This window comes from Pedobacter sp. PACM 27299 (genome assembly GCF_001412655.1).
In the GTDB taxonomy this organism is placed as follows: Bacteria; Bacteroidota; Bacteroidia; order Sphingobacteriales; family Sphingobacteriaceae; genus Pedobacter.
This window is the reverse complement of record NZ_CP012996.1, coordinates 1,164,722-1,177,198: the sequence shown is the minus strand read 5'-3', so window position 1 is coordinate 1,177,198 and position 12,477 is coordinate 1,164,722. Positions and strand designations below refer to the sequence as shown.

Annotated in this window: 12 protein-coding genes; 8 read left to right on the top strand and 4 right to left on the bottom strand. The window is 41.0% G+C overall.

What is annotated here, in order from left to right; translation table 11 throughout:
- Positions 1-4: 4 nt before the first annotated feature.
- The 4 genes from AQ505_RS04985 (at position 5) to AQ505_RS04970 (ending at position 3,740) form a co-directional block, all read left to right on the top strand.
- Entirely contained in the window at positions 5-490 is a 486-nt protein-coding gene (locus tag AQ505_RS04985; protein ID WP_062547159.1) for a GtrA family protein, read from the top strand.
- 117 nt (positions 491-607) lie between these two features.
- Positions 608-2,386 (top strand): aromatic amino acid hydroxylase, encoded by a 1,779-nt coding sequence (locus AQ505_RS04980; RefSeq protein ID WP_062547158.1) that lies wholly within the window; start codon positions 608-610, stop codon positions 2,384-2,386.
- A 56-nt stretch (positions 2,387-2,442) separates the two neighbouring features.
- Positions 2,443-3,144: an SDR family NAD(P)-dependent oxidoreductase gene (locus AQ505_RS04975; protein WP_062547157.1), complete on the top strand. Its 702-nt coding sequence runs from the start codon at positions 2,443-2,445 to the stop codon at positions 3,142-3,144.
- Positions 3,145-3,206: 62 nt separating this feature from the next.
- Positions 3,207-3,740 (top strand): C40 family peptidase, encoded by a 534-nt coding sequence (locus AQ505_RS04970; RefSeq protein WP_062547156.1) that lies wholly within the window; start codon positions 3,207-3,209, stop codon positions 3,738-3,740.
- Here the strand turns inward: AQ505_RS04970 and AQ505_RS04965 are convergent.
- Positions 3,735-4,622, bottom strand: coding sequence for a flavin reductase family protein (locus AQ505_RS04965; protein ID WP_062547155.1), 888 nt, complete (start codon positions 4,620-4,622; stop codon positions 3,735-3,737). The genes AQ505_RS04970 and AQ505_RS04965 overlap by 6 nt on opposite strands.
- A gap of 159 nt (positions 4,623-4,781) precedes the next feature.
- Entirely contained in the window at positions 4,782-5,780 is a 999-nt protein-coding gene (locus AQ505_RS04960) for a fumarylacetoacetate hydrolase family protein (RefSeq protein WP_062547154.1), read from the bottom strand.
- Between the two features lie 328 nt (positions 5,781-6,108).
- Between AQ505_RS04960 and AQ505_RS04955 the strand changes: the two genes are divergently transcribed.
- The 3 genes from AQ505_RS04955 to AQ505_RS04945 all read left to right on the top strand — a co-directional run bounded on the left by AQ505_RS04955 (position 6,109) and on the right by AQ505_RS04945 (position 9,498).
- Positions 6,109-7,275, top strand: coding sequence for a homogentisate 1,2-dioxygenase (locus tag AQ505_RS04955; protein WP_062547153.1), 1,167 nt, complete (start codon positions 6,109-6,111; stop codon positions 7,273-7,275).
- Positions 7,276-7,320: 45 nt separating this feature from the next.
- A complete protein-coding gene (hppD, locus tag AQ505_RS04950; protein ID WP_062547152.1) occupies positions 7,321-8,451 on the top strand; it encodes a 4-hydroxyphenylpyruvate dioxygenase in 1,131 nt (376 codons plus the stop codon).
- 126 nt (positions 8,452-8,577) lie between these two features.
- Positions 8,578-9,498, top strand: coding sequence for a YihY/virulence factor BrkB family protein (locus AQ505_RS04945; RefSeq protein WP_062550888.1), 921 nt, complete (start codon positions 8,578-8,580; stop codon positions 9,496-9,498).
- A gap of 8 nt (positions 9,499-9,506) precedes the next feature.
- On the opposite strand, the gene AQ505_RS04940 is transcribed toward AQ505_RS04945, so the two are convergent.
- Positions 9,507-9,779, bottom strand: coding sequence for a hypothetical protein (locus AQ505_RS04940; protein ID WP_062550887.1), 273 nt, complete (start codon positions 9,777-9,779; stop codon positions 9,507-9,509).
- 108 nt (positions 9,780-9,887) lie between these two features.
- Entirely contained in the window at positions 9,888-10,478 is a 591-nt protein-coding gene (locus tag AQ505_RS04935; protein ID WP_062547151.1) for a porin family protein, read from the bottom strand.
- Between the two features lie 147 nt (positions 10,479-10,625).
- Between AQ505_RS04935 and AQ505_RS04930 the strand changes: the two genes are divergently transcribed.
- The gene (locus AQ505_RS04930) at positions 10,626-12,419 is read left to right on the top strand and encodes a sensor histidine kinase (protein ID WP_062547150.1); all 1,794 of its coding nucleotides are present in this window, start codon (positions 10,626-10,628) and stop codon (positions 12,417-12,419) included.
- Positions 12,420-12,477: the final 58 nt, after the last annotated feature.

The window sequence follows — 12,477 nt, the reverse complement described above, 5'->3', positions numbered from 1 at the left end:
AAGTATGCGCAAAGCTTTGTTAAAGCTCATAGACTTTTTCTATCCTCCTTTTTCCAAATACATTTCCTTGCATACATTCAGGTACATCGCTTCCGGGGGCAGCACCACCGCAGCGGGTATTGTGATTTACTATATCGTCTATAACTGGATCTTAAAACAGCAGGATGTTCAGCTGGATCTTCCTTTCCTGCCAAAGCTCATTACCGCCCCTATTGCCGCATTTGCCATAGAGACGGTAATTACTTTTATCATCGGTTTTACACTGAATAAATACCTGGTTTTCACGAAATCCACCTTAAAAGGCAGGATTCAATTGTTCAGGTATGGCTCAGTAGTTGCCACCAATATTCTGATCAGCTATGCTTTATTAAAAGTCCTGATTGAGTCCTTTGGTTTTTATCCTACAGTTTCCAAGGTGATCATTTCCTTTTTACTCGCTATTTTTAGTTATTTCTCACAAAAGCACTTCTCATTTAAAGTGAAGAAATAAGGGGAGCATGACCTGCTTTATGTCTTAGTTCCGTTATTTTTCATAAATCAAGCCCGGTTTTGTTTAGGAGAAGAAATAGATTTTCTTATATTGGCCTTCATATAAACCATATAGGTAATGAGTGATTTTAATGACTTTAACAATCCACGAGTAGCTAAGCTTCCTAAGCATTTAAGGCAATTTATTGTAGAGCAGCATTATGAAAAATATACGCCAATTGACCAGGCAGTTTGGCGCTATGTGATGCGTCAAAACTACAGTTATCTGAAACAAGTGGCCTATTATCCTTATATCAAAGGTTTACAGCGCGCGGGTTTGAGTATTGAACACATCCCGAATTTGCAGACCATGAACGATAACCTTGGCAAAATTGGCTGGGGTGCTGTGACTGTAGATGGCTTTATCCCTCCTGCCGCTTTCATGGAATACCAGGCTTACCGGGTATTGGTGATTGCAGCAGATATACGTCAGATTAACCATATTGAATATACGCCAGCTCCGGATATCATCCATGAGTCGGCAGGGCATGCCCCAATTATTGCGGATACCGATTACAACAATTACCTGAGCTATTTTGGCTCTATTGGCGCGAAAGCCATGTTTTCTTCGAAAGATTTTGAGCTTTATGAAGCGATTCGCAACCTGAGTATTTTAAAAGAGTCGGCAAATACGCCGGAACAGGAAATTGCCAAGGCAGAAAAACATCTGCAGGTGGTTGCCGAAAATATGGGAGAACCTTCAGAAATGGCTTTATTGGGTCGTTTACACTGGTGGACTGTTGAGTACGGCTTGATCGGTACCTTGGAAAACCCGAAAATATACGGCGCAGGTTTACTTTCTTCAATTGGCGAAAGTTCCAGCTGTATGAAAGAAGAAGTGAAGAAAATCTGGTACAATATTGATACGATCAATTACTCGTACGACATTACCAAACCGCAGCCACAGCTTTTTGTAACGGAGAACTTCCAAAACCTGATCGATGTTTTGGAGCAGTTTGCTGATACGATGGCATTCAGACGCGGAGGTACGGAAAGTATCGTCAAAGCAATTGAGTGTAAAAACCCGGCAACAGCAGTTTACAGCTCTGGACTACAGGTAACCGGTATCTTTACGGATATGGGTTTAAATGCTGCTGATGAGTTAACTTTCATTAAAACAACGGGACCTTCTGCGTTAGCGGTAGATTCGAAACAATTGGAAGGTCATGGTAAGTTTTACCATAAAGATGGCTTCTCCTCCCCTGTTGGCCGCTTAAATGGCTTAATCCTGGAAGACCTGAGCTTGTCAGAACTGGCAGAACAAGGGATTACTGAAGGCAGCAGAGCAGAATTGAATTTTGATGGCGGCATTCACCTGAACGGTTTACTAAAAGAAATTGTACAGCACAATGGTAAAAACATCCTGATGGTATTTGAAGACTGTACGGTAAAAGAAGGCAATGGAAACGTACTTTTCCAACCGGAATGGGGCACTTATGATATGGCTGTCGGAGAGAAAATTGTTTCCGTATTTAATGGTGCTGCCGATAAAGATGCTTACGAAGAAATCACCCATATCAGTGATAAAGTAACGCATAAGGTAACCTATGACGAGAAAACACAGCAGCTGCATGCGATTTATAAAGAAATTCGCAGCATTCGCGAAGACAAAAGAAATTATGAACGGGTAGTTGCTTTATTTGAAACTTTAAAGAAAGAACATCGTTCCGATTGGCTGGCTTCTTTAGAGATTCTGGAGATTCTTTACCACAAGAATCTTGATCCTGAACTGGAGAAAGAACTGCGTATTTATCTGGAGCTGAAAGCAGCAAATGAACCGGATCACCATAAATTAATTACCGATGGTTTACACGTGATTGAAAATCCGGTAAGCCAATTGATTACAGAAGAAGATTAATTAGCAATGGCGCTGATGGGTTACCAGCGCGCCATTGTTTACAGAAAATAGATTAAATGAATATAGTATTAACAGGTGCGAGCAGTGGGATTGGTTTTGAAGCTGCTTTAGAGTTCTCCAACTACAAAGCAAACAAAATTGTATGTATTGCCCGTTCGGCCGACAAGCTACGAAAGCTATTGGAAATTGCCAGAAGCATCAATCCTGATTGTGTATTACTTCCAGTAGAGTTTGACATTGTAAATGACGACTATGCCGTGTTGCTTCCCTTTTTGAAGGAAAGACTGGGTACTGTAGATATTTTAATCAACAATGCAGGATCGCTGATCAATAAACCTTTTCTGGAAACCAGTAAAGAGGATTTGTACCAGATGTTTGAAAGCAATGTATTGGGTCATTTCAATATGATCCAGAATTTACTGCCTTTGATGACTGCAGGCAGTCATATTGTAAATATTGGCAGTATGGGTGGTTTTCAGGGCAGCGTAAAGTTTCCTGGCCTTGCTGCTTATTCTTCCAGCAAATCTGCTTTACATACTTTAACGGAATGTCTGGCTTTTGAATTGGCAGAAACCGGCATTAAAGTGAACTGTCTGGCTTTAGGTTCTGCACAAACAGAAATGTTAGAACAGGCTTTCCCGGGCTATCAATCGCCGGTTATGGCCTTTGAAATGGGAAAATATGTGGCTGACTTTGCGAAGACGGGTCATAAGTTTTTCAATGGAAAAGTGATCCCTGTCGCAGTAACCACCCCTTAATCAATTAGTTATCAACATCACTTTTGGCTAAAGATTTTTTATATATCTTTAGCCCAATCCCTATGAAGAAAAGTATCATCATTGTCCTATTTCTTTCCATGAGTACCTTTGCTGCAAAGTCGCAGGGGCTGTCACCGATTCCTTATCAGGATGTGGTTTTCAAACTAATGGAACACCTGCCGGCACTTCCTGCCAGCAAATTTCAACCGAGCAATCTTTTATCTTTTGCTAAGTCTATGATTGGTACGCGTTACCGTTATGCATCCAGCAATCCTAAAATAGGTTTTGACTGCTCCGGATTTGTAAACTATGTGTTTAAGAATTTTGGCGTAAATGCACCGCGTTCTTCCCGAGATTTCGCCACAAAAGGCCACGATAAAAAGCTCGCTGATGCACAGGTTGGGGACGTCATCGTCTTTACCGGCACCAATAGCCGTGTTCGTCGTGTGGGCCATGTAGGAATTATTTCCGAGGTAGATGGTGATGAGATTAAATTCATCCACTCTTCTTCTGGAAGTGCAAAAGGAGTCACGATTACGAGCTTAAGCGAAGGTTTCTATAAGAAACGGTTCATGAAAGTAGTGAGCATTTTATAACAGCACCACTTTCAATGCATCCATGACATTTCCTTCATTGAGGAACTGTTTCGCCAATTCATGAAGTTCCCGCTCGCGATTTGCCGCGTCACCAATGGTGGCATCTAATACTTCTTTCACCTGACTATTGCGCTGCATTTCATCGATATCATCGGCAGAAGGGAGCTGTTCAATATTTCCTAGTCTCCCGAGGTCATTCCCGGAAAGTACATAAGAATTCCTTACAGCCTTCGGTAAGGCATCTACGCCGATACCTAGTGTGGTTAATGGTTTAGCTACTTTAAACAAACTTTCTGGGGTCACGCGGCAATACCAATCACCGCCTAAACGGGCCACCAGGTCTATCTTGTGCTGATCGATCTTTCCATCTGCATCTAAAATATTTTCCTGAATGTGGATCATTTTTATTTCTGCCAGGATCAGGTTACCAGCGCCTGGCTGATCGCCCAAATGAATCACTTCTTTAACGATACATTCCATTTGTACGGGCGCTTCTGCCACTCTTGGTGGCTTTACCAGTACGGAAGGCAGCATCGTAAAACCTGCTTTTTCAAACTCGTTAACACCTTTCCCATAGTCTGTACTCGCTAAACTCATTTGCTGTACCATCGGATAGTTGACGATATTGATCACACATTCTTTCACTTCCAATACATTTTCCAGCGTGTGCTTGTTACTGCCATCCCTCACCCTTCTCGATGGAGAGAAGATACATAAAGGTGGATTGGTACTGAACATATTGAAAAAGCTAAAAGGACTAAGGTTGATGTTTCCCTCCTCATCAATGGTACTTGCAAAACAGATAGGTCTGGGCGCAATGGCATATTGCAGGTAGTTTTGTAATTGAACAGGGGAAAGTTTGGTTACATCAATAGTCAGCATAGAGGTTTGAGCTTGTTTAAGGTCAAAGTTAGGGTCTAAATGTAGTTTAAAAAAGGGAAGGATGAATTTTAGCAGGTTTTAGCCTGGATATATATAGGCGGCAGGGTATAAAAAATCTCCGGCAGCCTATGTTTATACATTTTACCGGAGATTTCTAATTTATTTCTTTTTCAAAGCAAGAATAGAAAGGCTGCTGTCTTCTTTTATAATGCTATTGCTCAGGTGACCAAGGCCGGTGATTTCCATTTCCACTACGTCACCTTCCTGCAGCCATTGAGATTTAAAATCGGGGTTATTTAACAATCCGGTACCATTTAGTTCCAGGAAGCAACCTGTGCCTACGGTTCCAGAACCGATCACATCTCCTGGCAATAGGTCTACACCATAGGCGCAGCGTTCAATGATTTCGGCAAATGTCCAGTCCATATCTGCCATATTTCCAGCAGATACCTGCAGGCCATTAACGGTACAGGTCATTTCCAGGTTATAGGCATTTCCAGTATGACCAGGCTTTGCTGCTGTCAGATATTCTTCCAGTTCATCTGGGGTCACCAGCCATGGTCCAATTACAGTAGAGAAATCTTTTCCTTTTGCAGGGCCTAAATTGAGGAGCATTTCTTCCATTTGCAAGGTCCTTGCACTCATGTCATTCATCACCATATAACCAGCGATATAGCCATCAGCTTCTGCGGCGGGAATGTTGCGGCCTTTAGTACCGATAACGATGGCCACTTCCAGCTCAAAATCCAGTTTTTCAAAATGATCAGGCATACATTTAATATCGCCTGGCCCCTGAATGGCATTATGATTGGTAAAATAGAAAATGGGATACTGGTCGAACTCCGCAATCATCTCTACCTTACGGTTTCTGCGTGCGGCAGCTACATGCTGGCGAAAAGCATAACCGTCTCTGCAGGAAGTTGGGTGAGGTACTGGTGCTAGCAGCTCAAAGAAAGCTTCTTCTTTAGGTTCGATTTCGCCGGATTTGATCTGTGCATCTACCTTTTTAGCACGATCCATCAGATCTACGCCACCTTGCAGGAAAGCGTTCATCTCATCTGGCAACAGCTTGTCGCAGGAATTCAGGTTATAAATATGTCCATTTACAAAAACACCCAGGTGTTCTCTGTCTTCTGTTTTATAGGATACCAGCTTCATATATGCTCAGTTTTTTGTCAAATTATTCAAAGCTATATAAAAATACAGCTTCGGTGGTTAAATATAATTTATCTACATATAATCGTTCTGATTGTTTGTTGATTACTATAATTATTACTTAATTTAGCTCCGTAAACAAAATGAACTTACCACTCACATATCAAAATCAAGTAGCCAAACAAGCGTTGGCTGCCTTCCGGTATGCGATGCTTTCCAAGCTCATTTTCGCCCAATATTCCAACTAGCATTCCTTGCTTTTGAATAAAACGTTTTCAACGTTTTACTGTTATTAATATACATATAATTCTAACCAAATTAACCTACTGTTATGCCTATTTATCATACCTTAGGAACTATTCCTGCGAAACGTCATACCGTTTTTAGAAAGCCAGATGGCAATTTATATGCAGAGGAGCTTGTTTCTACTGAAGGGTTTTCCAGCTTATACTCACTCGTTTATCATTGTCACCCGCCAACCATTGTTAAATCGCTCGGTGAGCCTTACTCGGTGGAGCCAAAGATTGCGCGCGAAAAGCACCTGCGTCATACCAGTCTGATTGGTTTTAATATCAAACCGGAAGACGATTACCTGAAAAGCAGGAAACCTGTACTCGTGAACAGCGATTTACACATCTCTTTGGCAGCGCCAAGAAAATCTATGACCGACTATTTTTATAAGAATAGTCAGGCAGACGAAGTGATCTTTATCCATGAGGGCACCGGAACGCTAAAAACAGGCTTCGGAAAGATCCGTTTTGCCTATGGCGATTACCTGGTCATCCCTCGAGGTACCATTTACCAAATGGAATTTGACGACGAGAAAAACAGGCTTTTTATCATCGAAAGTTTCAGTCCTATCCGCTCCCCAAAACGTTATAGAAATGAATACGGGCAGTTAATGGAGCATTCTCCCTACTGTGAGCGTGACATCAGGCGTCCTCAAGACCTGGAAACCATCGATGAATTTGGTGATTTTAAGGTGCTGATCAAGAAACAAGGCTTAATGTATCCTTATACTTATGGCACCCACCCTTTTGATTTTGTAGGCTGGGATGGTTTTCATTATCCATGGGCATTTTCTATCCATGATTTTGAACCGATTACAGGCCGATTACATCAGCCGCCTCCAGTACATCAGACTTTTGAAGGGCATAATTTCGTGATCTGTTCTTTTGTTCCGAGAAAATACGACTACCATCCGCTTTCTATTCCCGCTCCATATAACCACAGTAATGTGGATAGTGATGAGGTATTGTATTACGTAGATGGTGATTTTATGAGCAGAAAAAGTGTGGTTAGAGGTCAGATTACCTTACATCCAGGTGGAATTCCTCATGGGCCACACCCGGGAACAGTAGAGAAATCGATCGGTAAAGAAAGCACAGAAGAACTGGCCGTCATGATTGATCCTTTCCGCCCTTTAATGTTAACGGAAGATGCCATCAGTATTGAAGATGAGAATTACTACAAAAGCTGGCAGCAAAACGTAGAGTAAACAAACCTTAGTATAATCAGATAAAGAGTTTAAATTATTAAAATCATGAGTACACAAACATTTGCAGAAAAGATCGCTAAAGCGCCGGATTTTCTTCCAATAAATGGAACGGATTACATAGAATTCTATGTAGGCAATGCAAAACAAGCTGCACATTACTATAAAACAGCGTTTGGTTTTCAATCGCTGGCTTATGCAGGACCAGAAACAGGTGTACGCGACCGCGCTTCCTATGTGCTACAGCAGGGAAAGATCAGATTGGTACTGACCACTGCTTTGAAGTCGGAAAGTCCGATTGCAGAACATGTGAAAAAGCACGGTGATGGCGTAAAAGTATTGGCTTTATGGGTGGATGATGCTTATAGCGCGTTTGAAGAAACGACTAAACGCGGTGCAAAACCATACCTGGAACCGGTGACGCTAACCGATGAATCTGGAGAGGTACGTATGTCGGGGATTTATACTTATGGTGAAACCATCCACATGTTTGTGGAACGTAAAAACTATAACGGCACATTCATGCCGGGTTACCGCGTCTGGAGCAGCGATTATGCGCCTAAAGAAGCAGGATTACTGTACATTGACCATTGCGTAGGCAATGTGGGCTGGAACAGAATGAATGAGACGGTACAATGGTATGAAGATGTGATGGGATTTGTGAACATCTTATCCTTTGATGATAAGCAGATCAATACTGAATATTCTGCACTGATGAGCAAGGTGATGAGCAATGGGAATGGTTTTTCCAAATTCCCGATCAATGAGCCTGCAGAAGGAAAGAAGAAATCACAGATTGAAGAATATTTAGAATTTTATGAAGGCGAAGGGGTGCAGCACATTGCGGTAGCTACAAAAGATATTTTGTCTACGGTAAAGGACTTAAAAGCTCGAGGGGTTGAGTTTTTAAGTGCACCCCCTGAAGCCTATTATAGCATGATGCCAAACCGCGTGGGTCAGATTGACGAGGAGATTGCACAGTTAAAAGAGCTGGGAATCCTGGTAGACTGCGACGAGGAGGGTTATCTGTTACAGATTTTCACTAAACCGGTAGAAGACCGACCAACTTTATTCTTTGAAATTATCCAAAGAAAAGGCGCACAATCCTTTGGTGCCGGCAATTTTAAAGCCTTATTCGAATCTTTGGAAAGGGAGCAGGAACTGAGGGGTAATTTATAAAAAACTGAGATTATTATTCATAAAACGAAAGCCAGTCTGGAAACAGTGCTGGCTTTTTTACCAGATAGCAGGCAGAGATTTACGAAAAAAATAGTTAATTTCGGCCATAAAGGCAACCTGCGGGGAATGGACATTAACATCATCGGAAGCATTTCATTATTCTTTACACGCTTTAGTGCGGCATTTAAATTATTCCAAAAGAATGATCCACTGCGACTTGCCGGGGCTACTGCTTTTTTTGCCAACTTCGCCTTACCTCCTATTCTAATCATCTTAATCCGCTTATTTGGATTTTTCACGGACAGGAAAACCCTGGCTAATACTTTGTTTGAACGATTAGGTACTGTATTGGACGACAGCAGTACGACTCAAATTAAACAGGTGCTGCGAAATATCAGAGGTGTAGACCACCAATGGTATGCAACTGTGTTGAGTTTTATATTTTTCTTATTTGTAGCCACGACCCTTTTTGCAGTGATCAAAAACTCCATGGATCAAATCTGGTCTATTGGGATTAAAGAGAAAATGGGGTTCTACTTCAAGATGAAGCTTCGGGCGCGTTCATTTGTGATCATTTTACTGGCAGGACTGTTATTTTTTGTCGGGATCATGACAGACAGTATGCAGGCTATCATTGGCACGTATGTGAACAATGCTGCGCCAACTTTTGGAAGATTTTTCCTATTGGTTTTAAACCAGATCTTATTTATTATCATTGTGACGACCTGGTTTTCGGTCTTATTTAAGTACTTAACCAATGGACGTCCACGATGGAGATCTGCGATCCATGGCGGGATCCTTACGGGGATTCTCTTTACCATTGGAAAGTCTATTCTTAGAATTATGCTGCCACTGAGCGGCATTGGCAACATTTATGGCACTTCAGGCTCTATTGTCCTGATCATGCTATTTGTTTTCTATTCCTCCTTCATTTTTTACTTCGGAGCTTGTTATGTAAAAGTGCTGAGTGACGACAAAAACCGTCCTATACGCCCTATAAAGGGCGCATTCAACTATGAAATAAAGGAAGTAGTGAAGGGTACTTAACCAGGTTTTTATGCTGTGGCGATTTTCTCAAATCCCTGCATTTCAAAGACGGCCAGTTTATTCAGCAGGTTATAATGGAGGGTTCCAAATAGGTTGACAATGCCTTCCTTGTTTTTACCTTCAATACAAATGCTTTCTCTTACAATGTCTTTGTGTCGCAAAATCTGGTCAGACAGGATCACGTCTTCATCCTGAATTTTGACATCATCAGCTTCAATAGAGAATTGTTTCAGCAGCTCTGAGAAGCCTTTTCCATTCAATAATAGTTCTTTGATATTCATGGTCTTCTTATTTAAGTTAGGGAGAATCATAATATCAATTTTAGCGCCAAAAAAAAGGGCAAAACCCTAAAGTTCAGCCCTTTTCAACAATTGTTGAAAAATTGTATTTTAGAACAAACGGTAAGCCAGTCCTAGCGTGAATAAGCCTAGTTTTTTTGCATTACTGTAATCATCTTTGCCAATTTTGGACAAACCTTGTTCATATCTTAAGTCGATTCCTAATTTACTGACATCCAGTCCTGCACCAAACTGCCATGCAAAATTCTGATCTTTAAAGTTTCCTTTGAATACCTGAGTAGTAGCATCTTTAATGGATTGATCTTTGCTCAATACAAAAGAAACCACTGGACCAGTGTTTAAACGAATTCCCACTCCGGCTGCACCGATTTTTGTACCTACTAATACAGGAATATCCAAACTTGTAAAATCTACTTTATTCTCAAAGCCATTGGCATCTTTTAAAGTTGTGTTTTTACCTGAAATATACATCTCCGGCTGTAAGTGAATTCCAGCTGCGCCAATACGCGCCCAAATACCACCATAATATCCTGCTCTATTTTCACTTTTAAAAGTACCTTCTGTGCTGAACTTGGTCATATTGACACCACCTTTTAATCCGAATTGAAAGCTAGGTAAGATCTGACTAAACGCCATCATGCTCGAACAGATGAATAACGCAGATAAGATTATTTTTTTCATAATGTAATGTTAGGTTGATTTTATACTGATATGTAAAACTAAGAATATTTTTAATTCATCAGTATATTACGTAATTTTATATTTACAATCGCCAGTTTGAAATCGTGTTAGAATTCAAAGCTGAATCCCTTATCATCACCTATTTAGATGGATTTTACATTTAATGCATACTCTTATTTTTTGATCTTTTTTGGGGCGGTCACGCTTTTCTTATCCTGGTATGCATACCGCAAAGACCATGGCGCAGTTAGACTTTTCGGCCTGGTGATGCTGTCTTATGCCATCTGGTCTTTAGGATATGGATTTGAACTCGCTACCAGCGATTTAAAAACAGCAAAATTTTTCATAGACATTGAATATATCGGCATTACTACAGTTCCACTTTACTGGCTGCTGTTCTGCTTGAAACTATCCGGAAAAGAGTACTGGTATAAGCGAACTTTGAACTTGTCTTTATTGGTCAGCGTCACTTCAATTACCACCCTTCTGGTTTGGACCAATGACCTTCATCACCTGCATTATAAAAATTATTTCATGGACACCAGCGGTCCATTTCCTATGGTTTCCATCAAACCTGGCATCTCGTATAAAATATTTACCGCTTACTTTTATCTGTTACTGGGCATTGGCAGTTACCTGCTGATTGCCACATTTCGCAAGGCTGATCCCATCTATAAAAGGCAGAATTACAGCATTATCATTGCTGCGCTCATCCCCTGGGTGACTAATATCGCCTATGTTTTTGGCTTCCGCCCTGTCGAAAATCTAGACCTTACCCCTTTTGCTTTTGGAGGAACCATCGCTTTTGTGGCACTCGCTGCTTACCGGTACAAACTTTTTGATGTATTGCCTGTGGCCAGAGAAAAGGTGCTGGACTTGATACAGGATGGCTTTGTCGTGATTGATAAACAGTACAGGATTATTGATTATAATCAGGCTTTAAGAAAATATCTTGAGGAACCTAACAGTAAAAAAATCATTGGTTCCAGCATTGAATCCCTGTTTCCGGAACAGGATAATTTCTTTGAATTTTTAAGGAAACATCAATCAGGGAAGGTAGAACTCAGTGTGGAAAGCCCATTGGGTGTCCATGACCTGGAGGCCGATATTATTTACCTGGACGACAATCAGCTGAGCAATGTGGCTACCGTGATTAAATTTCAGGACCTGACCCATTTTAAACAGGAGGCACTCCGCTCTCAGCAGCAAACCGAAGAGCTTAAAAAGCTAAATCAGCTAAAAGACCGGATTTTCTCTATCATTGCGCATGACCTTCGTGGCCCTTTGGTGAATCTTTCCGAAGTACTCAAAATGATTTCTAATGATCAGATTACGATTGAGGAGTTTAAAATGTTATCACCGACCTTAAACAAGGACATCTTATACACCACAGAACTGCTGGAAAATATTTTACACTGGTCCAGAAGCCAATTAAAAGGATACGGACTGAATAAAGAGTATTTCGATTTGAGGAGTATGATCATCAATGAAGTAAATTACCATTTACCTTCTGCTGAATCAAAAAATGTGAAGATGATACAGGATGTGTTTCCAGGAATTATGGTATATGCAGATATGCTGATGATTCAGATTGTGGTGCGCAATTTACTGAGCAATGCTATAAAATTCTGTTACGAGGGCTGTGAGATCGATATATCCTCCGTTTATACAAAAGGTCAGATGATGCTGACGATTCATGACAATGGGGTTGGTATCAAAGAAGAAACTGTGAAAAAGTTATTTAGCGGAGAGAACATGTCTACGCGAGGAACTTTAAACGAAAAAGGAACAGGACTTGGATTGGTGGTATGCAGGGAATTTATGGAGCGTAATGACGGAACGATTAGCGTCGAAAGTGAATTGGGTGTAGGAACGCGATTCAATTTATTTATCCCCGTTGCCCCGCCAAAAGATGATTTGAACAATAAACAAATGAAATAAAAAAACCGATGCGGGTTTATGCCCGTATCGGTTTTTTTTCAGGTTCATCAGGATGATG